Annotated in this window: 19 protein-coding genes, 1 other RNA gene and 1 pseudogene; 4 read left to right on the top strand and 17 right to left on the bottom strand. The window is 48.4% G+C overall.

The features are described from left to right. Positions 1–22: 22 nt before the first annotated feature. Positions 23–601, bottom strand: coding sequence for a YecA/YgfB family protein (locus tag AC0IXI_RS03890; RefSeq protein ID WP_134184585.1), 579 nt, complete (start codon positions 599–601; stop codon positions 23–25). A 168-nt stretch (positions 602–769) separates the two neighbouring features. Between AC0IXI_RS03890 and zapA the strand changes: the two genes are divergently transcribed. The 3 genes from zapA to AC0IXI_RS03875 all read left to right on the top strand — a co-directional run bounded on the left by zapA (position 770) and on the right by AC0IXI_RS03875 (position 1,947). Beyond that, entirely contained in the window at positions 770–1,099 is a 330-nt protein-coding gene (zapA, locus tag AC0IXI_RS03885) for a cell division protein ZapA (RefSeq protein WP_034457736.1), read from the top strand. Between the two features lie 41 nt (positions 1,100–1,140). Continuing rightward, positions 1,141–1,324, top strand: a non-coding RNA gene (gene ssrS / locus AC0IXI_RS03880) — 6S RNA. A gap of 26 nt (positions 1,325–1,350) precedes the next feature. Next, complete coding sequence (locus AC0IXI_RS03875) at positions 1,351–1,947, top strand: 5-formyltetrahydrofolate cyclo-ligase (protein WP_471681954.1); 597 nt, start codon at positions 1,351–1,353, stop codon at positions 1,945–1,947. A gap of 2 nt (positions 1,948–1,949) precedes the next feature. On the opposite strand, the gene AC0IXI_RS03870 is transcribed toward AC0IXI_RS03875, so the two are convergent. From AC0IXI_RS03870 to rpiA, 3 genes are all read right to left on the bottom strand, one after another. After that, the gene (locus AC0IXI_RS03870; protein ID WP_471681953.1) at positions 1,950–2,561 is read right to left on the bottom strand and encodes a DUF2238 domain-containing protein; all 612 of its coding nucleotides are present in this window, start codon (positions 2,559–2,561) and stop codon (positions 1,950–1,952) included. Positions 2,562–2,677: 116 nt separating this feature from the next. After that, positions 2,678–3,916 carry a phosphoglycerate dehydrogenase gene (gene serA, locus AC0IXI_RS03865; protein WP_064513632.1) on the bottom strand — a complete coding sequence of 413 codons (1,239 nt, stop codon included), beginning with the start codon at positions 3,914–3,916 and terminating at the stop codon, positions 2,678–2,680. Positions 3,917–4,196: 280 nt separating this feature from the next. Beyond that, a complete protein-coding gene (gene rpiA, locus AC0IXI_RS03860) occupies positions 4,197–4,856 on the bottom strand; it encodes a ribose-5-phosphate isomerase RpiA (RefSeq protein WP_134184591.1) in 660 nt (219 codons plus the stop codon). Positions 4,857–5,024: 168 nt separating this feature from the next. On the opposite strand from rpiA, the gene argP reads away from it, so the two are divergent. After that, positions 5,025–5,924, top strand: a complete 900-nt coding sequence (argP, locus tag AC0IXI_RS03855; protein WP_064513636.1) for a DNA-binding transcriptional regulator ArgP — start codon at positions 5,025–5,027, stop codon at positions 5,922–5,924. A 114-nt stretch (positions 5,925–6,038) separates the two neighbouring features. Here argP and AC0IXI_RS03850 read toward each other — a convergent pair whose 3' ends face one another. From AC0IXI_RS03850 to yncE, 13 genes and pseudogenes are all read right to left on the bottom strand, one after another. Continuing rightward, positions 6,039–6,773, bottom strand: coding sequence for an oxidative stress defense protein (locus AC0IXI_RS03850; protein ID WP_064513638.1), 735 nt, complete (start codon positions 6,771–6,773; stop codon positions 6,039–6,041). A gap of 233 nt (positions 6,774–7,006) precedes the next feature. Next, complete coding sequence (gene argO / locus AC0IXI_RS03845; protein WP_134184593.1) at positions 7,007–7,642, bottom strand: arginine exporter ArgO; 636 nt, start codon at positions 7,640–7,642, stop codon at positions 7,007–7,009. Between the two features lie 140 nt (positions 7,643–7,782). Then, entirely contained in the window at positions 7,783–8,637 is an 855-nt protein-coding gene (mscS, locus tag AC0IXI_RS03840; RefSeq protein WP_064513642.1) for a small-conductance mechanosensitive channel MscS, read from the bottom strand. A gap of 159 nt (positions 8,638–8,796) precedes the next feature. After that, on the bottom strand, positions 8,797–11,091 hold the full coding sequence (gene pflB / locus AC0IXI_RS03835; RefSeq protein ID WP_471681952.1) for a formate C-acetyltransferase: 2,295 nt from the start codon (positions 11,089–11,091) through the stop codon (positions 8,797–8,799). 64 nt (positions 11,092–11,155) lie between these two features. After that, entirely contained in the window at positions 11,156–12,364 is a 1,209-nt protein-coding gene (gene tdcD, locus AC0IXI_RS03830) for a propionate kinase (RefSeq protein WP_471681951.1), read from the bottom strand. A gap of 30 nt (positions 12,365–12,394) precedes the next feature. Next, positions 12,395–13,726, bottom strand: coding sequence for a threonine/serine transporter TdcC (gene tdcC / locus AC0IXI_RS03825; protein ID WP_134184599.1), 1,332 nt, complete (start codon positions 13,724–13,726; stop codon positions 12,395–12,397). A gap of 87 nt (positions 13,727–13,813) precedes the next feature. Continuing rightward, positions 13,814–14,802 (bottom strand): annotated as a pseudogene (gene tdcB / locus AC0IXI_RS03820) (bifunctional threonine ammonia-lyase/L-serine ammonia-lyase TdcB). A 100-nt stretch (positions 14,803–14,902) separates the two neighbouring features. After that, a complete protein-coding gene (tdcA, locus tag AC0IXI_RS03815; protein ID WP_471681950.1) occupies positions 14,903–15,841 on the bottom strand; it encodes a transcriptional regulator TdcA in 939 nt (312 codons plus the stop codon). 528 nt (positions 15,842–16,369) lie between these two features. After that, the gene (fbaA, locus tag AC0IXI_RS03810; protein ID WP_064513655.1) at positions 16,370–17,449 is read right to left on the bottom strand and encodes a class II fructose-bisphosphate aldolase; all 1,080 of its coding nucleotides are present in this window, start codon (positions 17,447–17,449) and stop codon (positions 16,370–16,372) included. A gap of 101 nt (positions 17,450–17,550) precedes the next feature. Beyond that, complete coding sequence (gene pgk / locus AC0IXI_RS03805) at positions 17,551–18,714, bottom strand: phosphoglycerate kinase (protein ID WP_134184603.1); 1,164 nt, start codon at positions 18,712–18,714, stop codon at positions 17,551–17,553. Between the two features lie 48 nt (positions 18,715–18,762). Beyond that, a complete protein-coding gene (gene epd / locus AC0IXI_RS03800) occupies positions 18,763–19,782 on the bottom strand; it encodes an erythrose-4-phosphate dehydrogenase (protein ID WP_134184605.1) in 1,020 nt (339 codons plus the stop codon). 369 nt (positions 19,783–20,151) lie between these two features. Then, a complete protein-coding gene (locus AC0IXI_RS03795; protein ID WP_471683196.1) occupies positions 20,152–22,119 on the bottom strand; it encodes a TonB-dependent receptor domain-containing protein in 1,968 nt (655 codons plus the stop codon). Positions 22,120–22,255: 136 nt separating this feature from the next. Then, entirely contained in the window at positions 22,256–23,326 is a 1,071-nt protein-coding gene (yncE, locus tag AC0IXI_RS03790; RefSeq protein WP_471681949.1) for a 7-bladed beta-propeller protein YncE, read from the bottom strand. Between the last annotated feature and the right edge of the window lie 3 nt (positions 23,327–23,329).

Raw genomic sequence — 23,329 nt, 5'->3', positions numbered from 1 at the left:
CACCTCCTGAAGCTAATAATGATTAATGCAGAGTGGGTTTTTGCACTTCTGGCGCGGTCGGAACCTGGCGCGTGAAGGTGTCGTGGCACAACAATGCCGCAACGCGCACATACTCGATAATCTCTTCGAGTGACATTTCCAACTCTTCTTGATCTTCATCCTCGTCGTAGCCCAATTGCGCAATGTTGCGCAGATCGTCGATAGCTTCCCCGGTTTCGCCGGTGACTTTATCGAGCTTTGGCTGCGTTACGCCAAGGCCCAGCAGGAAGTGGTTTACCCAACCCGCCAGTTCGTCGGCACGCTGGAATACGGTAACGTCGTCGCCATCGGGCAGGTAAAGCTGGAACAGGAAACCGTCATCTTCCAGCGAATCGCTCGTTGCACCGTGCATTTGGCGCAATGTGTCGGCAAGGTTTTGACCAAAGGCCAGCCCTTCGTTTGTCAGGTCGTGTAGCTGTGGCTGCCAGCTGGTATCTTTGTTGCCACCGCACAGCATACCGCTAATCAAGCCGTGCATTTCAGAGGCCGTCAGGCCCACACCTTGTTGGTTCAATAGTTGGCCGACTAAGTCGTAGTCAGGCATAGTGTTCTGTATAGACATGCGCATTCGCCATCGTTGGCAGGGATAGTTCATGTTATGCTACCACCAGGGACCCCAAGGCACCAGAAAAGGGCTTGTATCTTCATTTCGGGATAGCTATAGTGACGCCCCTTTCGTAGCCTGGCACAGGTTAGCGAGAGGCAGGCGAGTTAACAGCAGGAAGGTGGCATGTCTGCACAACCAGTCGATATCCAAATTTTCGGTCGTTCATTGCGCGTGAATTGTCCGCCTGAACAACAGGATGCACTGAATCTTGCGGCCGAAGAGCTTAATCAGCGGTTGCAAGATTTAAAAGTTCGCACTAGAGTCACAAATACTGAGCAGTTAGTTTTCATCGCAGCACTGAACATTTGCTACGAACTGGCTCAGGAAAAATCGAAAACCCGCGACTACGCTTCCAATATGGAAGAACGTATTCGGATGTTACAGCAGACCATCGAACAAGCGTTGCTTGAGCAAGGTCGCATAACAGAAAGACAGGGTCCAAATTTTGAATAACACTTCACAGTTACCTATGGTAGAGTGACTTTGAAGACCAAATTTCTCTGAGATGTTTGCATGCGGGCCAGTCCCCTGAGCCGATATTTCATACCACAAGAGTGTGGTGATCCAGATTCTGTGAGCATGCTCGGTCCGTCCGAGAAGCCTGATGATTCTGACGCTGCACTCACCTTGAACCAAGGGTTCAAGGGTTACAGCCTGCGGCGGCATCTCGGAGATTCCCTCTTTCTACCAAATTAGTCATCACCATGACGAAAATTCAGCTAATCCCATCGCTTCGCTCAGAAATCCGACAACACATTCGGCAACGACGCCGTGCACTCACGCCAACTGAACAACACCATTTTGCTGAACTTGCCGCTGTGCGCATGCTTGCTTATGAGCCCATTGCGAAAGCTGCGACGGTCGCTGTGTTTTTGTCGTTTGACGGTGAGCTAGATACCACGCCACTGATACGCGCCTTATGGCACGCGGGAAAAACCGTTTACCTGCCCGTCCTGCATCCCTTTAGTAAAGGCAATTTGCTGTTCCTGCGTTATGCCGAGGATAGCCATCTGGTGATGAATCGTCTGAAAATCCTTGAGCCTAAACTTGATGTGCGTGACGTGCTGCCGCTAGATAAACTGGATGTGCTGATTACGCCGCTGGTCGCGTTCGACGAACAAGGGCAGAGGCTGGGAATGGGTGGCGGCTTTTACGACCGTACGTTGCAGAACTGGCAGCAGCATGGCTTGTGGCCAGTTGGGCTGGCACACGATTGCCAGCACGTTCCGGTGTTACCTGCGCAAGAGTGGGATATCCCGCTGCCTGCGGTGGTCACGCCATCGCGTATCTGGCAGTGGTAAACTCAGGCTACACGCAGTTTCAGTAACTGCTTTGTGTGCCAGTATTGCAGTATCAAAACCGTAAACAACGCACCGAGAAGCGCACAAAACATATCTGATTGCGTGTCCCAGACATCGCCCTGCGTACCCAAAAACTCATCTGCACCCTGCCCTAATGACAACGCCGCCGCCCATTCAATGAGTTCATACAATGCACCGATGGCGAGCGCTACGCAGCAGACCAGAAACGCGACCATTTTACGCCCACGGACATAGCCACCACGAATCAGGATTTCCCGTGCAGCTAGAGCCGGAACCAGTCCCTGGAAGAAATGGCCGAGTTTGTCATACGGGTTGCGGCTCAGGCCGAACCATTCCTGCACATCAAAGCCAATGGGTACTTTCGCGTAGGTATACAAACCGCCGACCATCAAAATAATGGCGTGGAAGAAAATCAGCGTATACAGCAGCGGAGTCAGCGGGTAGCGAGCGTGAGTCGCTAAAAGCAGAGGGACGAGAATAATGACCGGCGTGACTTCCATCAGCCAGGTAAGCCTGTCTGCGGTGCTAAGGCCCGTATAGATGAGAATCAACAGCAGTATAAAGGCACCGGATTTTAAGAATGTACTGGTCATGTTGTTTCGCCGCCTGGCTAAAAGCGTAACTATCCGTGGGACAGGCTAAAAAAACAACTTAGGAAAAGGACTTTAAGAAAAAACAGGAGCCCATGCAGGCTCCCGTAGATTTGAGATTAGTAAAGCAGACGAGCGCGAATAGTGCCTGGAATCGCCTTCATAGATTTCAGTGCAGCTTCAGCAACATCTTCTTCAGCGTCCACATCTATCACCACATAACCCATTTGCGGCGTTGTTTGCAGGTACTGAGCGGCGATGTTGATGCCCTGGTCGGCAAAAATCTGGTTAAGCGCGGTCAAAATCCCCGGGCGGTTTTCGTGAATGTGCAGTAAACGGCTGGTGCTTCCACCGTGCAATGGCAGGGAAACCTCAGGGAAGTTCACGGCAGACAATGTGGAACCGTTGTCAGAGTATTTCGCCAGCTTGCCAGCCACTTCCAGACCGATGTTTTCCTGCGCTTCCTGAGTAGAACCGCCGATGTGCGGAGTCAGGATCACGTTATCAAATTCACACAGTGGTGAGTTAAACGGATCGCTGTTCGTCGCAGGCTCAGTTGGGAACACATCGATTGCCGCGCCAGACAGATGCTTACGTGCTAAAGCATCACACAGGGCAGGAATATCCACCACAGTGCCACGTGCGTCATTGATAAGCAGCGCGCCTGGTTTCATTAATGCCAGTTCATTGGCACCAATCATATTTTTGGTGGAGGCGTTTTCAGGCACATGCAGGCTGACTACGTCGCTCATATTGAGCAAATCAGACAAGTGCTGCACCTGAGTGGCATTGCCTAACGGCAGTTTGTTTTCGATATCGTAGAAGAAGACGTTCATGCCAAGCGCTTCAGCCAAAATACCCAACTGAGTCCCGATATGGCCGTAACCAATGATACCGAGTTTCTTGCCGCGCGCTTCATAAGAACCCACAGCCACTTTATTCCACACACCACGATGTGCTTTAGCATTAGCTTCTGGCACACCACGAATCAGCAGCAACAGTTGGCCAATAACCAGTTCAGCAACAGAACGCGTGTTGGAGAACGGAGCATTAAACACTGGCACGCCGCGTTTAGCCGCAGCATTCAGGTCAACCTGGTTAGTACCGATGCAGAAACAACCCACCGCCACCAGCTTTTCAGCAGCAGCCAGAACATCTTCAGTTAAGTTAGTGCGGGAACGCAGACCAATGAAATGCGCATCACGGATCGACTCTTTCAGGGCTTCGCTGTCCAGCGCGCCTTTATGGTATTCGATGTTGGTATAGCCTGCTGCGCGAAGGTTATCCACGGCTTTCTGGTGTACGCCTTCCACCAGCAGGAATTTAATCTTGTCTTTATCCAGTGATACTTTTGCCATTTCCCGACCCTATTTTTAGAACTGATGTTGTGCTGTGTGATAAGACACCCTTCTGCCAAAATATCAAAAATTACGGGCGGGGCAATATAAACGATTGCGCAGGCATCTCGTCAGAAAAGGAATAAGGCGTATAGGGCAGCAGAAAATGCTAATCAGGGAAGATAACCAGGAATGAAAAGTAGACAGTTGTTAATAATGTGACATATGTCACCAAATTTAGCGTTAGATTATTTTGTCATTTTTTATTCATTTTAAGGGGCGCTACTGCGCCCCGGTCATATCATTTCACAATGGTTTTCACGCCATCGGCAGTACCAATCAACGCCACATCCGCACCACGGTTAGCAAACAGGCCAACCGTCACGACACCAGGGATGCCGTTAATCGCATTTTCCAGTGCGATTGGCTCGGCAATGCTCAGGCCATAAACATCAAGAATGATGTTGCCGTTATCGGTCACCACACCCTGGCGGTATTCAGGGCGGCCGCCCAGTTTGACCAGTTGGCGAGCCACACAACTACGCGCCATTGGAATCACTTCAACTGGCAGCGGGAAATTACCGAGTATACCCACCTGCTTAGACGCATCAGCGATACAGATAAACTTTTCCGCCACAGACGCGATGATTTTTTCACGGGTCAGAGCGGCGCCACCGCCTTTGATCATTTGCATCTGGCCGTTGATCTCATCTGCGCCATCAACGTAGATGCCCAGTGAGTCAACTTCGTTAAGATCAAAAACAGTTATACCAAGGCTTTTCAGTTTGGCGGTGGAAGCGTCGGAGCTTGAAACAGCACCATCAATCTGATGTTTGATAGTCCCGAGAGCATCAATAAAGTGTGCGGCCGTTGAGCCGGTACCCACACCAACGATCGTGCCTGGTTGCACGTATTGTAATGCTGCCCAGCCGACTGCTTTTTTCAGTTCATCCTGCGTCATGGTTTTTTGCCTGTGTGCTATGAAAACTGACGCGCATTATAGTGCAAGAGCCATGAGATTGTCCCCGTGAATGGCTGAACTCATCCGATCTTTGTGGTTTTGGTCTGGATCGAGTGCAAATTTATGTCATAGTGCTGGGATAACAAAAACAGGAGTCAGCTAACAACAATGAAACGCCCGGACTATAGAACACTACAGGCGCTGGATGCAGTTATTCGTGAACGTGGTTTTGAGCGTGCGGCACAAAAGCTCTGCATCACTCAATCAGCCGTTTCACAACGTATCAAGCAACTGGAAAATATGTTCGGCCAGCCATTGTTAGTGCGCACCGTGCCTCCTCGTCCAACCGAACAAGGACAAAAGCTATTGGCGTTATTGCGCCAGGTGGAATTGCTTGAAGAAGAGTGGTTGGGCGATGAGCAAACTGGTTCCACACCACTCCTTCTGTCTCTTGCGGTCAACGCCGACAGTCTGGCTACCTGGCTGCTGCCAGCGCTCGCGCCTGTGCTTGCCGACTCCCCTATCCGCCTGAATCTTCAGGTGGAAGATGAAACCCGAACACAAGAACGCCTGCGTCGTGGTGAAGTAGTCGGTGCGGTGTCCATTCAGCCACAGCCGCTGCCAAGCTGCCTGGTCGACAGACTGGGTGCGTTGGATTATTTGTTTGTCGGTTCAAAAGATTTTGCCGCGCGCTATTTCCCGAACGGCGTCACGCGTTCTGCCCTGCTAAAAGCCCCTGCTGTCGCGTTTGACCATCTCGACGATATGCACCAGGCGTTCTTGCAGCAAAACTTCGATTTGTCACCGGGCAGCGTACCGTGCCATATCGTTAACTCGTCAGAAGCCTTTGTGCAACTGGCTCGCCAGGGCACCACATGCTGCATGATTCCGCATCTGCAAATCGAAAGAGAGATTAATAGCGGTGAGCTGATTGACCTGACGCCAGGCCTGATGCAACGCCGTATGCTGTACTGGCACCGTTTTGCACCGGAAAGCCGCATGATGCGCAACGTTACCGACGCACTGCTGGAATACGGGCATAAAGTTCTACGACAGGACGCAGAATAGAAGAAGGCCGCTAATATTTAGCGGCCTTCTTGTTTTGTCGGATGACGATAACGCTTATCCGACCTACATTTTTGCAGTTTTACAGGGTGGATAAGCGCAAGCGCCATTCACCATTTATTGTGCAGACTGCTCGCTCTTAGCGCGTTCCAGCTCAAACACCACATCAACCTGGTCATCAAACTGAATAGTTTGCTGGTCGTAGGTATCCTGGGCTGAAACCGGCGCAGCCGCGTCAGCTTTCATCATCCGCACCATCGGCGCTGGTTGGTAGTTAGAGACATGGTAACGCACGCTATAAACTGGGCCCAACTTGCTGCTAAAGCCTTCGGCCAGCAGTTTAGCCTGGCGAACGGCATCGTCGATAGCGGCTTTACGCGCTTTGTCTTTGTATGATTCCGGGTTCGCAACACCCAGAGAAACAGAACGAATTTCGTTAAGACCTGCTTTTAATGCGCCATCAAGCAACTCGTTCATTTTGTCGAGTTTACGCAGCGTGACATCCACCTGACGCACGGCAATGTAGCCTTTAAGCTGCGTTTTACCATCCTTCAGATATTCATATTCTGGTTGAGTACGAAGATTGGCAGCATTGATGTCTTTCTTCTCGATGCCACTTTGCTGCAAGAATGTCAGGTATTGTGCAACACGATCGTCAGCTTGTTTTTTAGCTGATGCAGCATCTTTGGCTGATACATTGACTTCGATTGCGAGCTTAGCAATGTCAGGAACAGCATCCACGCTAGCGGTGCCGGATGTCACAACATGTGGGCCATTTGGCAACTCGTCGGCCAACGCCGGAACCGAACCTAATCCCACTAAAGCGGCTAATGCCAGGGTTTTAAACTTCACTGTAATTCCTCCATGCTACATTCCACTGTCATTACACCCGCAAAATACACGGACGTCTGGCAGCAAGCTTAGCCTGGAATGGTAACTTGTCTATCGGATTTACACCCAAAATAATTCGAGTTGCAGGCAGGCGGCGACGCAGTGAATCCCCAGGAGCTTACTCAAGTAAGTGACTGGGGTGAGCGAGGAAAGCCAACGCACATGCAACTTGAAGTATGACGGGTGATGGCTAATTACCCTATCAGGGAAGCGATATGGCGAACCCCATCTGACGCAAGTTGCAACGCGATAACCCACATCACCACGCCCACTACGCCATTGATAATCCGCTGAGCTTTCGCGGTGCGCAGACGTGGCGCAAGCCAGGCTGCGAGAAGAGCCAGACCATAAAACCATAGGATAGACGCACTCACGGTACCTAATGCAAACCAGCGCTTCGGTTCATCAGCCAGTTGCCCACCGAGACTCCCCAGTACAACAAAAGTATCCAGATAAACATGCGGATTAAGCCAGGTTACCGCCAGCACGGTGGCGATAATTTTCCAGCGCCCCTGCTTCATCACTTCTGCTGAAGCCAGTTCTACGCTGCTACTCATCGCGGTACGCAATGCGCCCCAGCCATACCACAAGAGGAATGCCACACCGCCCCACGTCACGATCGCCAGCAGCCATGGTGACTGCATCAGCAGCGCACTACCTCCAAAAACCCCACCGCAAATCAGCAGCACATCGCTTAAGGCGCAAAGCGAGGCGATCATCAGATGATACTGGCGGCGAATACCCTGGTTCATCACAAACGCATTTTGTGGGCCGAGCGGCAAGATTAACGCAGCGCCTAATGTAAGGCCTTGAAAAAAGTAAGATAACACGATGATTCACTCTTTAATGTTTAGCAATTAAAGAGGAGTTTAATTGGGAATAATTATTAGAGGAAATGGATAATTTTAATGGTTTATAAGTATTGCTAATGGAGAATAGGCCAGCCGAAACTGGCCCCAGAAAATCACGCTTACGCAGCTTCTTTCACTCGTTTGAAATTCACATCCATTTGCGGATAAGGGAAGCTGATTCCCTGCGCATCAAACTCACGCTTAACGCGTTCCAGCACATCCCAATAGACGTTTTGGAGGTCGCCGCTGTTGCTCCAGGCACGCACCACAAAGTTAATGGCTGACGGCCCAAGCTCATTGAGGCGCACGGTGATGTCGCGGTCTTTCAGCACGCGCTCATCGCTGTTGATGATATCTGTCAGGATTTGCTTAACCTTGTCGATATCCGAATCGTACGCCACGCTGATGATAAATTCGTTGCGGCGCACCGGTTCGCGGGAGAAGTTAATAATATTGCCGGCGATGATTTTACCGTTAGGCACCACAACGATTTTCCCGTCCACAGTGCGCAAAGTGGTGGAGAAAATCTGCACGTTCAGCACGGAGCCCGCAATACCGCCAAGATCAACATATTCACCCGCGCGGAATGGGCGGAAGGTCACCAGCAACACGCCTGCCGCCAGGTTAGAAAGCGAACCTTGCAACGCCAGACCAATGGCTAAACCTGCGGCACCGAGGACTGCGATAACGGACGCAGTCTGAACGCCAACACGCCCCAGCGCGGCAATTAACGTAAATGCGATGATGCCGTAACGCACCAGAGCGGAAAGGAAATCAGCTACCGTCGCATCAATACCACGCGCCAACATCACACGGTTAATCGTATTGGAAACCACGCGAGCCACGATCATCCCGACGATGATTATCGCAATCGCCGCCACAATGTTGACCGCATAGCTCAGCAGTAACGCCTGGTTGCGCACCAGCCAGCCTCCAGCATTATTAATACTGTCTACTACGTTGAGATCTTCCATTCACGGTTCCTTGTCTTTACTGAAATTTGCGCCTGAAAAGCACAACAGAGACTTTAAAGGGTAAACAAAACAACCGAATATGCCAAGTTGCTCACAAATTTGGCCGAAAAAAACCCGCGCGCGGCGGGTTTCAGGGAAGCGAATTAATGCTCAAAGGCATTAGATCGAGTGGGTAAAGGTGCGCGAAATGACATCTTGCTGCTGTTCACGCGTCAGAGCATTAAAACGCACCGCATAGCCGGAAACGCGGATGGTCAGCGTCGGGTAGTTTTCCGGGTGTTCAACGGCATCAAGTAGCATTTCCCTGTTCATGACGTTTACATTCAGATGCTGCCCGCCTTCAGTTCGCACATCGTGATGGAAATAACCATCCAGCAATCCCACCAGGTTTAACTGGCGCACGGCGTCATCACGCCCTAATGCCGCAGGAACAATCGAGAAGGTATAAGAGATACCATCTTTAGCGTAACTGAACGGCAGTTTAGCGACCGACGTTAATGAAGCCACTGCACCTTTCCGATCCCTCCCGTGCATTGGGTTCGCCCCTGGTGCAAATGGCATACCGGCACGGCGACCATCTGGCGTGTTACCGGTTTTTTGCCCATACACCACGTTTGAGGTGATCGTCAGGATCGACTGAGTTGGCACCGCATTGCGATAAGTTGGCAGCGCCTGGATCTTCTTCATAAAGCGCTCAACCAGATCGCAGGCAATGGCATCAACACGATCATCATTATTACCGTATTGCGGGTAGTCACCTTCAATGACGAAATCAACCGCCAGCCCGTTTTGGTCGCGCACCGGTTTCACCGTGGCGTACTTAATCGCAGAAAGCGAATCCACTGCCACCGACAACCCGGCAATACCGCATGCCATGGTGCGATAGACATCCCGGTCATGCAGAGCCATTAACGAGGCTTCGTAGCTGTATTTGTCGTGCATGTAGTGAATAAGATTGAGCGCGGTGATGTATTGCATTGCCAGCCAGTCCATAAAGTGGTCGAGGCTGCCCATTACCTTGTCGTAATCCAATACCTCATCGAGCAGCATTGGCATTTTCGGGCCGACCTGGATTTTGAGTTTTTCGTCCATGCCACCGTTGATGCAATACAGCAGCGTTTTAGCGAGGTTGGCTCGTGCACCAAAGAACTGCATCTGCTTGCCAATCACCATCGGACTGACGCAGCACGCAATCGCATAGTCATCGCTGTCGAAATCACAGCGCATCAGGTCATCATTTTCGTATTGCAGAGATGACGTTTCGATGGAAACTTTCGCCGCATAAACTTTGAAAGGTTTCGGCAATGCTTCCGACCAGAGAATCGTCAGGTTCGGCTCCGGTGCAGGCCCCATGGTGTACAGCGTGTTCAGGTAACGGTAGGCATTTTTGGTGACCAGCGTGCGACCATCAAGCCCCATTCCACCGATGACTTCGGTCGCCCAAATAGGATCGCCGGAGAATAGCGTGTCAAATTCCGGTGTACGCAGGAAACGCACCATGCGGATTTTCATAATGAAGTGATCGACCAGCTCTTGTGCTTGCTGCTCTGTCAGCAGCCCAGCTTTTATATCGCGCTCGATATAAATGTCGATAAACGTGGTGGTGCGGCCCAGTGACATCGCCCCGCCATTCTGAGATTTCACCGCAGCCAGGTAGGCAAAATAGAGCCATTGCAGCGCTTCTTGTGCATTGCTTGCCGGGCGCGAAATATCAAAACCGTATTTTGCCGCCATCTCCTGAATTTGCAGCAGTGCACGGCGATGTTCAGACAACTCTTCGCGCAAGCGAATTACCGCTTCAAGATTTTCACCACGCTCAAGCTGGTTTTGCAGATCGGCAAACTGCAATTCACGCTCGCGCACCAGGTATGCAATCCCGTAAAGCGCAACACGGCGGTAGTCGCCAATAATGCGGCCACGCCCGTAGCCATCTGGCAAGCCAGTCAACACACCTGATTTACGGCAGCGCAAAATATCCGGTGAGTAAACATCAAATACGCCCTGGTTATGCGTCTTACGCAGCGAGGTGAACTGATATTCAAAATCTGGGTCCATTTCACGACCATAAGCTTCAAAAGAGCTTTTGATCATATTCACGCCACCATAAGGGTGTAAGGCGCGCTTTAGCGGTTTATCGGTTTGCAAACCGACAATTTTTTCATGCTCTTTGACGATATAACCCGGTGCATGCGCGGTAATCGTGGTGGCAATATTAGTGTCGAAATCGACTGGCGCGTGGGTGGCATTCTCAATACGAATGCCGTCCATGACCTTTTCCCACAACGCAGTGGTCGCTGGAGTTGCGCCTGCTAAGAATGATTCATCACCTTCATACGGGGTATAGTTATGCTGGATAAAATCCCGAACATTAATTGTCGCTTTCCATTCTACGCCCGAGAATTGCTGCCAGGCATGGGAATAATTATCGTTGGTAATATCAACATCTACTTTCATTACTTCATTCCTTTAAAGCATATTATTTATATATACCCTTTGAATTTCGAGTTGCGGGGGTATATCAGGCGTATTCGGCGAGATAGCATTCTCTACCTAAATGCAAAGCATCAAGTGCAATCATCTTTTCTTCATTGGTAGGAATAACCGCTAAAATAACGGGAGACTGTTTGCAGGAAATAATTCGCTCACCTGAGCGGTTAGGTTGGTTATTCTTATCAATATCCAGTTCAACACCAAATACCCGTAAACGCTCAGAAACCAGACGGCGAATAAGTATTGAATTTTCACCAATACCACCGGTAAAAATAATGCCGTCCAGGCGATTTAATGCAGCTGTGTGCGCGCCAATCGTTCGGGCAATACGATGGACAAATGCTTTTATCGCCCGTTGTGCCCGCTCATCACCGTTGTGCCAGGCATTTTCCAGGGTACGTAAATCTGACGATAAACCCGAAAGCCCCAGTAGCCCTGACTCTTTATTGACTACCTGCTCAAGGTCATCCATGGATTGTCCGGTCTGCCTTGCAAGCCAGGCCATCGCCCCGAAATCCACATCACCGCAGCGCGTACCCATAATCAGGCCTTCGAGTGGCGTCATACCCATTGAAGTATCGATGCTTTCGCCATTTTGCACCGCGCACACCGAAGCACCATTACCTAAGTGAGCAATCACTAACCCCGAATTCTCTACGTTCAGGCCTAATAAATCACATGCCTGCTGCGCCACGTAACGATGCGAAGTGCCATGGAATCCATAGCGGCGCACACCATACTCTTCAAAGTAACGATATGGCAGACCGTACAAATAAGCTTCGGGCTTTAGGGTCTGATGGAAGCTGGTATCGAATACCGCGACTTGAGGAACGCCAGGGAAACGAAGGCGTGCAGATTCCACGCCGTGTAAATTGGCATAATTGTGCAGCGGAGCCAAAGGTGAAATCTGGCGAATTTTTTCTATGACATCATCAGTAATTAATACCGACTCGCTAAATAAAGAACCACCATGAGCAATACGGTGGCCAACAAAGGCCACACTATCAATTAAATGACGTTTCTCAAGTTCAGCAGATATTGCCGCGAGTGCCTCTTCATAATTTTGGTGAGCCAGAATAACTGGCTCTCCATCATTGACCGTTAAAAATGCACTCTCGGTATTAATACCTTCGCAAATTCCAGATAAAAGCACATCGAAAGTTTCTGCATCTAATACTGAAAACTTTACCGAAGAAGAACCACAGTTAATCGTCAGCACTACCGGGTATTCATTCATTTTTAAATTCCACTCATCCTGAGTAAGTCATTAGATAAGCTTGAAGACAATATTAAGAATGGTCAGCAAACCAATTACTGTGACAAAAATGTTTTCGGTCCTGCCTTTATATTTCGCCAGCGCAGGGGTTTTGCGAATGGCATACATTGGCAGCAGGCAAAGCAGAGAGGCGATAATCGGCGCACCCATAGCTTCAATCAAATCGAGGATGTTCGGGTTGGCGTAAGCCACAACCCAGGTCGACCCCATGATAAAGACCATGCTGATAAGGTTGAGTTTGCCACCGGATACTTTGGTTTTATCACCCTTATACCCAAACTTGAGGACCAGACCGTTAAGTCCTTCAAGTGTGCCAAGATAGTGGCCGAAGAAGGATTTGAAGATAGCGACCAGGGCAATAATCGACGCGCCATACTCAAGCGTAGTGGCGAAGGTCGATTTTGTACCCGCCATTGATGAGAAGTGGTTAGCCAGATAAGAAAGCACCGGAATGTTTTGCGCTTTAGCCTCGGCCATATTTTGCGGTGAAAGCGTGAACAGGCAGCTGAAGGCGAAGAACATCACAACAGCCACCATCAACATGCTGGCACGGGAGATAATTTTCGAGCATTTGTCTTCGGTGTACTGCCTGCCGAAGTCCTTCTCATACTCTTCGCGTTTGGAAACCACAAACGAAGAGACAATCGGCGAGAAGTTAAAGGAGAAGACCATGATGGAAATACCGAGCCATACGGTCACAAGAATACCGTCACTGCCGGTAAACGAAATATCGCTGAGACTCACCTGGTCGATAACCGCAGAGTTCCAGTAAGGGATCAGCGAGACAGAAATCAAGATCAGGCAGGCAATAAACGGGAAAACCAGATAGCTCATGACTTTGACCATCAGGTCTTTGCCAAAATAGATAACAAAAGCCATCAGCAGCAGCAGGAACAGAGCCACCACACCGCGGTTTAGGGGCATGAGTTGCAGCTGGTTTTCCCAGAAAGTCATAAAGGTGTTGGTAATCGTAACGCCGTAAATCCACAGCAACGGGCAAATGGCGAAGAAGTACAGGAAGGTAATGACCACACCACCTGTCTTACCAAAATGCTCTTCTACCGTTTCGGTAATATTTCCAGAAGGGTTGCTCCCGGAAAGACACAGGCGTGCTAGTGCGCGGTGGCAGTAAAATGCAATGGGATAAGCCAGAAACAACATAATCAATATTGGAATTAAGCCGCCGTAACCTGCACGAATAGGGAAAAATAAAACCCCGGCGCCGATAGCGGTGCCAAATAAGCCTAATGTCCAGGTGGTGTCAGATTTTCGCCATTGCGATACAGCTTTTTGGCCAATAAGGGTTGCATCAGTATTACTCATAATAGAGTTCCTTTAATAATTCAATATCCGTTATATTCCGGGTTACACATTTATTATCCTGAGTGCAACCCGAATTAGTTGGTTATATCAAATATCTGCTGATCCTGTGATTTGCGAAACACGCGAAAGATCGATGTTTCCGCCAGAGATAATGCTTACTGTTTTACGGCCTTTAATATAGTGATCCAATTTTCCACTTAATAAAGCCGCAGTGGCCAGTGCGCCAGCGCCTTCAGTCACAACTTTATTACGTTGGATTAGCGCCACCATACTGTTGCGAATTTCATCTTCACTGACTAATACAATATCGGTAACTAATTTCTTCACGATTTCATAGGTTATTCTGCCCGGACGGGAAACATCGCAACCATCGGCTAATGTACCTGAAGTACGGTGTGCCATCAGTTCACCTTTATAAAATGATGCAGCCATACCATGCACATTTTCAGCCTGGACACCGATAATATTAATTGTCGGGTTGATTGATTTAATCGCCAACGCAATGCCCGCGATTAAGCCACCACCGCCAATCGGCACAATAACGTTATCTACATCATATAAATCTTCAAGAATCTCGAGGCCGATGGTGCCTTGCCCGGCAATAACATGTTCATCATCATACGGCGGTATGAAGATACGCCCTTCCATCTCAACAATTTCGCTAACCTTAGCGATGGTGTCGTTGAAGTTATCGCCGTGCATCACTACCTGTGCTGAGTAATCGGTAGTTGCTGCCACTTTAGATTTCGGTGCACCGTTAGGCATCACCACCTTGCCATTGATTCCCAGAATAGCGCAAGAAAGCGAAACCCCTTGCGCGTGGTTGCCAGCAGAACAAGCCACTACCCCTTTTTTCTTTCTTCTTCTGTTAAGGAGCTAAGCTTATTAAAAGCACCACGTATTTTAAATGAACCTGTACGCTGCATATTTTCAAATTTCAAAAATATCTCGCCCTTGCAGCATTCGCTGAGATAATTAGAACGGGGCATTCCTGTTTTATATATATATCCAGCGAGTCTTTTCTTCGCTTCAAGGACATCAATAATAGTAACAGGAAGTTCATAGTCGATATGCATGTTGACCTCAACATTAAAAAGCTAAAACAATACAGGAGGTGACTGCTTATTAAATCAATCACCTTGAATGAGTTATATATTTATCAATTACTGAATTAGGCTAAGCAACTTCAGTTAATTGGCTAAATTGAAACTGGCTACGCAATGAATGTTTTTTGGCAAGCTCAACTAATGTGGCTGCAGAATGATTAATTCGGTAATTTTTAGACCACACCGCAGCGTAGCGAGCTATAGGTAATTTATCTTCAACAGGAATTTTTATAAATTGGTTAGAACCAAATGGGGCAATCATATCTCGAGGGATTACCGTCAGGAAGTCGGCATTCAACACTAAATTATAAATAGTCACTACCGAATCAGTTTTAACGATATTTTCGCTTTTAATATTATTCTTTTGCAGCGTAGTAAGGAGTTCGCTGTAATATCCCATTTCCGTTTGCGGCAAGACCCATTGTTCATGGCTTAGAGCACTTAGCGTAGTCGTTCCTTTGACTACCCGTGTTCGGTTCGCGACCAGAATAAATTCTGACTCAAACAGAGGCTCAATATGGAGATCTTGCAGTAGCATTTCATCACTCAGAGTACCGATTGCAAAATCCAAACGACCATCACGGATTGCAGGTAAGAATGAGGAAAGCTGGGCTTCGAACATTGATACCTGAGATTGTGGAAAGAGCCCTTTAAACTCTTTCATCATGCCCGGCAAAAAAGTAAAACCGATCAGGGAAGGATAACCAAGTGATACATCACAGACAGTATTGCCAATCATACGGCTCATTTCGCTGCACATATTTCTCAGTTCGCGCGTGATGGATTCTGAGTATGTCAGTAGCACTTTGCCTGCTTCGGTTAATTTTACGCCGGTGTTTTTTCTGATGATGAGCTCTAAGCCAAAATAAGCTTCCATCTCACTAATAACTTTACTGACTGCTGGTTGGGAAAGACCAAGCTGTTTTGCCGCAGAACCAAATGAACCACTCCTGACAACTTCCTGGAATACCATCAGGTGTTGTGTCTTTGGTAAAGAATTATTGTCCATGAAGTTCTGCGCTCAATTAACTTTCCATGCAGAAGATCATAACGAATTGCACACAGGATGTTATGTGGCTTGACTCACAAATACTTGAGAGTTAATTGCATGCAAAGCAATCAACTTAAATAAATGCTTTAAAAACAAATACATATATAAAAACAATCAGCCTTTAATATGATGCGCATCAACCTTAAGCCCCCTAATAAAATTAAGTTATGGAGATAATTTAATCATATAAGTTTAAATAAGCAGCTGTTCATACTGCATTTTATAATAGCAAGAGAAGATTTATCTTAGGGCTGAAGGTGCAATGTAAACTAATTTTGTTATTTTTAAAAATTAATTAATACATCCACCGATGTATATTTGATCATTTAATGAAGTTAAATAAAGGAATTATTGGATAATAAACAGTGAGTTTAACAGGATATTTTATTTTTAAATTTTGAGATATAAACGATTGCGTTCTCATTACTGCACATAAAAAAACCCGCACAAGGCGGGCTTTTCGATACAGCAATTAAGCTACGAAGATTACAGAACGTCTACTGCGTTCAGTTCTTTGAAAGCCTGCTCCAGACGGGTGATCATTGAAGTCTGTGCAGAACGCAGCCATACGCGTGGATCGTAGTATTTCTTGTTCGGCTGATCTTCGCCTTTAGGGTTGCCCAACTGGCCCTGCAGGTAAGCTTCGTTAGCTTTGTAGTAGCTCAGGATACCTTCCCAAGTTGCCCACTGAGTATCGGTATCGATGTTCATTTTGATAACACCGTAACTCACGGAATCTTTGATTTCTTGAGCTGTAGAACCGGAACCACCGTGGAATACGAAGTTCAGAGAGTTGTGCGGCAGGTTGTGTTTCTTAGAAACATAGTCCTGAGAATCACGCAGGATAGTCGGGGTCAGAACCACGTTACCTGGCTTGTAAACACCGTGCACGTTACCGAAAGAAGCAGCGATGGTGAAACGTGGGCTGATTTTGCTCAGTTCGGTATAAGCGTAATCAACGTCTTCTGGCTGAGTGTACAGAGCAGAAGCGTCCATATGGCTGTTATCTACGCCATCTTCTTCGCCGCCGGTGCAACCCAGTTCAATTTCCAGAGTCATGCCCATTTTGGACATACGCTCCAGGTATTTAGAGCTGATCGCGATGTTTTCTTCCAGAGACTCTTCAGACAGGTCGATCATGTGAGAAGAGAACAGTGGTTTGCCAGTTGCTGCGAAGTGTTTTTCACCCGCGTCTAACAGGCCATCGATCCACGGCAGCAATTTCTTAGCGCAGTGGTCAGTGTGCAGGATTACTGGCACGCCGTAATGTTCAGCCATCTGGTGTACGTGATGTGCGCCAGAGATAGCACCCAAGATTGCAGCGCCCTGAGGAACGTCAGTTTTCACGCCTTTACCAGCGATGAATGCAGCGCCACCGTTAGAGAACTGAACGATAACTGGAGCTTTAACTTTCGCAGCAGTTTCCAATACGGCGTTGATAGAGTCGGTGCCTACGCAGTTAACTGCTGGCAGAGCAAAGTTGTTCTCTTTTGCTACCTGGAAAACTTTCTGTACGTCATCACCAGTGATCACACCTGGTTTTACGAAATCAAAAATCTTAGACATGTTTGGTTGTCCTGTATCGTCGGCCGTTAGAAAAAACGTTTGTGCCACCTAAGACTGAGCGGCGGCAAAAACAAACGGGCAGGAAAACCTGCCCGTAATCATTACTTCTTAGCGCGCTCTTCGAGCATCGCTACTGCTGGCAGTACTTTGCCTTCCACGAATTCGAGGAATGCGCCGCCACCAGTGGAGATGTAGGAGATCTTGTCAGCAATACCGAACAGGTCGATTGCTGCCAGAGTGTCACCGCCGCCTGCGATAGAGAATGCTTCGCTGTCTGCAATTGCATTAGCAACGATTTCAGTACCTTTACGGAAGTTCGGGAATTCGAACACGCCAACCGGGCCGTTCCACAGAATGGTTTTTGCATTCTTCAGGATTTCAGCCAGTTGCTGCGCAGATGCATCACCGATATCCAGGATCTGCTCGTCAGATTTCACGTCGTTTACAGATTTCAGAGTTGCAGTAGCAGTCTCAGAGAACTCAGTTGCAACGCGAACGTCAGCAGGAACTGGGATATCACAGATAGTCAGCAGGCGTTTAGCTTCGTCAACCAGGTCTGCTTCGTACAGAGATTTACCTACGTTGTGGCCTTGAGCAGCAACGAAGGTGTTCGCGATGCCACCGCCAACAATCAGCTGGTCAGCGATTTTGGACAGGGAATCAAGAACAGTCAGTTTGGTAGAAACTTTAGAACCGCCAACGATTGCAACCATTGGACGAGCTGGTTCTTTCAGTGCTTTACCCAGTGCGCTCAGCTCTTCAGCCAACAGCGGACCTGCACAAGCGATGTCAGCAAATTTACCAACGCCGTGAGTAGAAGCCTGTGCACGGTGCGCAGTACCGAAAGCGTCCATTACGAATACGTCACACAGAGCAGCGTATTTCTTAGACAGAGTTTCGTCGTCTTTCTTTTCGCCTTTGTTGAAGCGAACGTTTTCCAGAACAACCAGTTCACCTTCAGCAATTTCAACGCCGTCGAGGTAATCTTTAGCCAAACGAACCGGGGAAGACAATTTGTCTTTCAGGTAGTTAACAACCGGCAGCAGAGAGAATTCTTCGTTGTACTCGCCTTCAGTCGGACGACCCAGGTGAGAAGTTACCATCACTTTAGCGCCTTGCTTCAGGGCCAGTTCGATAGTTGGCAGTGATGCACGGATACGTGCGTCAGATGTCACTTTCCCTTCTTTAACTGGTACGTTCAAATCTGCACGGATCAGAACGCGCTTACCAGCCAGATCCAGATCGGTCATCTTAATTACAGACATGGTGAATCCTCTCGTTGATTCTTAAAGTTTTGCGAACGCATATGCGCTCTACCTGAAACCACTTGCGGCCATGACTAACGTCGTGTCGAGCATTCGGTTAGCAAAGCCCCATTCATTATCACACCAGACTAGAGTTTTAATCAGATGTTGCCCACTGACCCGGGTTTGTGTGCCGTCAACAATGGCACTGTGCGGATCGTGGTTAAAATCAGTCGAGACCAATGGTAATTCCGTATAGTCAACTATACCATGAAATGAATCTCGTGCTGCTTTTTGCAGCAACTTGTTGACTTCATTGGCTTTAACTGCATTTTTCACCGTCACGCTTAAATCTATTGCCGTGACGTTGATGGTCGGAACTCGCACCGCGATCGCTTCAAAACGATCGTTAAATTTCGGGAAAATACGTGCGATTCCAGCAGCAAGACGCGTATCAACAGGAATAATAGACTGGCTGGCAGCACGGGTGCGGCGCAAGTCTGGATGATAGGCGTCAATAACCTGTTGATCATGCATGGCAGAATGAATGGTAGTCACTGTGCCCCACTCAATACCGTAAGCATCATCAAGCAGTTTGATAATTGGAATGATGCAGTTTGTGGTGCAAGAAGCATTGGAAACAATGCGATGCTCAGCAACCACACTTTCATGATTCACACCGTAAACAACGGTGGCGTCGAGGTCGTTACCGCCTGGATGAGAGAAGAGGACTTTTTTGGCACCGGCGGCCAGATGAGCTTCACCGTCTGCACGGGAGCCAAACACACCGGTACAATCGAGCACCACATCAACGCCCAGTTCACGCCAAGGCAAATTAGCAATTTCCGGTTCGTGCAAAATACGGATGGCGTCGTCGCCTACCCATAACTGGTCGCGCTCCTGACGGACGTCCCAGGCGAAGCGGCCATGGCTGGTGTCATACTTCAACAGATGCGCCATACCCGCAGCATCAGCCAGTTCATTGATTGCTACGACGGTAATTTCCGCACGGCGACCGGATTCGTACAAAGCACGTACCACGTTGCGCCCAATGCGACCGAAGCCATTAATTGCTATGCGTACGGTCATATCTCTCCTGCCAGAATCCCTGAGACTAAGTGGCTGACAGAGTAATCCAGCAATCGTCTGAGGGGAATCCTCGCACTATTGAAACTGCATTTGTTTGCTTAATTGTCGAACATTTAGTCGACTGAAACGCTTCAGCTATGGTAAGCGAAACAGGGAATAAATGGAACGTTACCCCAGGACAGGCAACTAATCTTCTGACGCAGGTCACATTTTCGATGGAATAACTGCAACGAATTATGGGCTAAGAACGAATAGTAGACAGCGTAAACACGCGACTACCCAGAATTACAGGCTCCGTAGTAAAACTGGATTTCAACGATGGAGAGTAAACGCTGCCAGCTGGCAGCGTTTATCCTGACAGGCTTTCAATCAAAATTCGATTCGGGCCCCCAGATTATAACGACGCCCCTCGACCAGCCCGTAATCACCCCATGGGCTGACACGTTGTGGGTCGGCATCAAACACGTTGTACACCCCAGCCATAAGCTGAGTATTTTTGTTCAACTGGTAACGCGCACCGAGGTCAACCATCGTCCAGGCGTCATAATCAATATGGTCGCCGGTATCGCGATTGCTACTGCGGTAATTTGTTTTGCTCCACAGATCTAACGCTTGTGTCGCCGACCAGGTCAGTGACAAGTTCGCCATATGGCGTGGGAAGTCATTGAGCGCATAACCCTTATTCACACCTGTTTTCTGCTCACTATGGTTATAAGTGTAGTTTGCGTTGGCCTTCACGGTTTCCGTCACTTGCCAGTCCGCATTCAGCTCCACACCGTAAACATCAGCTTTGCCGACGTTAAAGTATTTGCTGATGGAATCAGCTTTATAGCCGTTCATCTGGCACTGGTTAGTCGCCGTCGTTTCGCAAATAGTCTCTTCCGAGATTTTATCTTTAAATTGGGTGTAGAAAACCGTGCCGTCTAACGCCAGTTTTTCTCCAGCCCAGTACAAGCCCAGTTCGGAGTTGACGCTTTTCTCTGGTTTCAGGTCATCGTTACCCACGGTCAAATAAGGGTACGGTGGTAATGAGCCCCGTGGCGTCACGAAGTCGGCTGAGGTTTCACGCAACTCAGGTTTTTTATAACCTGAAGATACGCCACCTTTCAGAGCCCAGGCGTCCGTAATGGCCCAGTTGCCATAAAGTTTTGGCGTGATGTGTGTGCCAAAATAGTTGTCGCGGTCCATACGTGCAGAGGTGGTCAACGTAAAGTCCCCAATCTGCCAGCCGTCTTCAGCAAACAATGCCCAACCGTCGCGGCTGATTTTGGTCACCGGTTCAACGCCAGGCGCTTCTTTACTGGAAACCGCAAATTGATCGTTCAGCTCTTCGCGGGTGAAGTTAGCCCCAACGGTGAGTTTATGATTCTCGAACGAGAAAGTGGTCTGGCTATTCGCAACGTAGTTTTCAGTCTCAATGTGCTGCGGTGCATCGCCGTCCAGGTTGTATTTAGAGCGACCCTTCTCATAGTTGAGATAGTTATTGGTCGCGATCGTATCTTCGGCATACCAACCGCTGTGGCTCAGCGTCACCGCATCCCTGTCAAACGTCCACATCCATGGCGCGTCGTCGCGGTTTTTCTTCTGTTTTCCCGTCACCACATTCAGATCAAAAAGGTTAGTTTCGTTTGCCGCAAGGCCAACGGTCATATCAATAGATTTACGATCGTTCTTGCTGAAGTAATTATTGCGCTCGTCGTCACGGCGATTTAGCCAGTCGGCCGCGACGCTAATACCCAGCACGTCGGGCACAATTGGCCCCATTGCGAACAAATTCATTTGGTTGGTATTACCGAATGCACTGTCTTCCTGAATGAAGGTGTTTGCCACCAATGCCCCGGTCCAGTCTTGTACGCCGTAAGGTTTTTTGGTGATAACGTTCACCACACCGCCAATGGCATCGGAACCATATAGCGATGACATTGGCCCGCGAATGACTTCAATTCGTTCGATAGCTTCCATCGGCGGCAGGAAGTTAACCTCGGCACCAATATCCTGCCCATAAGGCCGTGACTCACCGGTATTTTGTTTCACGCTATTAACCATAAATGCGGTATAGCCTGAGTCCATACCGCGCATCATAATACTGCCGGTTGCCATATCGCTTGAACCCGAACCCACATTAACGCCGGGTAAATCCTGAATGGCTTCGGCGACATTCCTGTTTGGTTTTTCATCGAGCTGTTTTCTGTCAATAACAGAAATTGTCGCCGGGGCATCTTTTTTCTGTTGAGAAAAACCCGATGCCGTCACGACCATTTGATCTTCAGATTCTTTAAGAGAAGCGTTATTTTCCTCGGCCAACACGGGAAGCATAGCGCCCCCTGCTAGCACCATTATTCCTGCCACTCTTCTTGCGAACACCAACTGCTTATTCGTTGCCATTTTTTATTACCCAAGATATTGAAAAAAAGCCTGCCGGCCCTGTGAATTTTCACCACAGGGCTTTATTGTTCTTTTAATGAAAAGTGAGTTAGATTTTTTCGAGATCGACTTTAATAATGTAGTCCGGTTTTTTACCTATCTCTTTTTCACCCTGCTTCACGCTGGCATAAAGAGTGTGGCCATCCGCTGAGAGAGCAAGGCTATTAGGCAAGGCCGATGTCACGATGCTGGCTTTCACTTTATAAGTATCAGCGTCGACAACGCTAATCAGCTGCGCGTTACGGTGAGTGATATACACCTCGTTGCGGCCATTGTTGTACATCACAGCCAGAGAGTTAATCACCTTAATACGATCAATGATTTTGCTGTCTTTTAGTGAAACCACCAAAACATCAGGTAAATCAGGATCGGTAATAAATGCACGCTCTTTTTTATTATCCAGCGCGATATTTAAGAAGAAGTGTTTTTTCTGCGGTTCAACTTTAACTCGCGAAATAATTTTATTATCGCTGGCATCAAGCGTAATCAATTCCCCACTGCCGTTGACAGCATAAACTCGCCCTTTATCTTCATCGACAGTCAACCCGGTTGGATATTCACCCATATTTTCAATGGTCGCAATATGCTGCTGTTTTTGCGTGTCGATAACCCAAATAATACCTTTCTGAGTAACGCCTGATACATATAAGCGCTGGCGTTTTTTATCGAGCGCCATTTCACGGGTGTGAACGATTTCTTTGGGATTGCTGATATCACTCAGTTGAACCGTTTTAATCTCTTTGTCGGCGCGCGTATCAATAAGCGTGACGGCCCCTTCAAGGGTGTTACCGATATACAGAATATGGTTTTCTTCATCCAGCAGTGTGGCAAATACGCGTCGCTCAGTGGTGATTTTCCCCGTTGTCTTCAACGTGTCTGGGTTCAGCTTGTAGACCAGACCATCCGTTTTATCTTTATCAAACGAAGGGGCAGAGGCAGCAAACAGAACGTTTTGAGAGGCGTCATATGCCAGCTCATAAACGCCATTACCCACCGGAACGGTAAGAAAGTCCTTTTCAGGGAGTGGTTTAGCGCTCGCGCTCAGTGAGCTCATCAATAGTGCGACGGTTAAAGCAATGAAGCCCGATTTCTGGTATCCGTACAAAGTATGTCGATTCATTTA

The sequence above is a fragment of the Buttiauxella sp. AC038 genome, from assembly GCF_979253565.1.
This window is presented reverse-complemented; position numbering and strand designations above follow the sequence as displayed.

Excerpts from the sequence above, each read along its gene's own strand:
- epd (WP_134184605.1), bottom strand. The coding sequence starts at position 19,782 with ATGACCGTACGCATAGCAATTAATGGCTTCGGTCGCATTGGGCGCAAC.
- yncE (WP_471681949.1), bottom strand. The coding sequence starts at position 23,326 with ATGAATCGACATACTTTGTACGGATACCAGAAATCGGGCTTCATTGCT.
- zapA (WP_034457736.1), top strand. The coding sequence starts at position 770 with ATGTCTGCACAACCAGTCGATATCCAAATTTTCGGTCGTTCATTGCGC.
- AC0IXI_RS03875 (WP_471681954.1), top strand. The coding sequence starts at position 1,351 with ATGACGAAAATTCAGCTAATCCCATCGCTTCGCTCAGAAATCCGACAA.
- AC0IXI_RS03870 (WP_471681953.1), bottom strand. The coding sequence starts at position 2,561 with ATGACCAGTACATTCTTAAAATCCGGTGCCTTTATACTGCTGTTGATT.
- serA (WP_064513632.1), bottom strand. The coding sequence starts at position 3,916 with ATGGCAAAAGTATCACTGGATAAAGACAAGATTAAATTCCTGCTGGTG.
- pgk (WP_134184603.1), bottom strand. The coding sequence starts at position 18,714 with ATGTCTGTAATTAAGATGACCGATCTGGATCTGGCTGGTAAGCGCGTT.
- pflB (WP_471681952.1), bottom strand. The coding sequence starts at position 11,091 with ATGAAAGTAGATGTTGATATTACCAACGATAATTATTCCCATGCCTGG.
- argP (WP_064513636.1), top strand. The coding sequence starts at position 5,025 with ATGAAACGCCCGGACTATAGAACACTACAGGCGCTGGATGCAGTTATT.
- mscS (WP_064513642.1), bottom strand. The coding sequence starts at position 8,637 with ATGGAAGATCTCAACGTAGTAGACAGTATTAATAATGCTGGAGGCTGG.
- tdcD (WP_471681951.1), bottom strand. The coding sequence starts at position 12,364 with ATGAATGAATACCCGGTAGTGCTGACGATTAACTGTGGTTCTTCTTCG.
- tdcC (WP_134184599.1), bottom strand. The coding sequence starts at position 13,726 with ATGAGTAATACTGATGCAACCCTTATTGGCCAAAAAGCTGTATCGCAA.
- AC0IXI_RS03890 (WP_134184585.1), bottom strand. The coding sequence starts at position 601 with ATGTCTATACAGAACACTATGCCTGACTACGACTTAGTCGGCCAACTA.
- rpiA (WP_134184591.1), bottom strand. The coding sequence starts at position 4,856 with ATGACGCAGGATGAACTGAAAAAAGCAGTCGGCTGGGCAGCATTACAA.
- fbaA (WP_064513655.1), bottom strand. The coding sequence starts at position 17,449 with ATGTCTAAGATTTTTGATTTCGTAAAACCAGGTGTGATCACTGGTGAT.
- tdcA (WP_471681950.1), bottom strand. The coding sequence starts at position 15,841 with ATGGACAATAATTCTTTACCAAAGACACAACACCTGATGGTATTCCAG.
- AC0IXI_RS03795 (WP_471683196.1), bottom strand. The coding sequence starts at position 22,119 with ATGGTGCTAGCAGGGGGCGCTATGCTTCCCGTGTTGGCCGAGGAAAAT.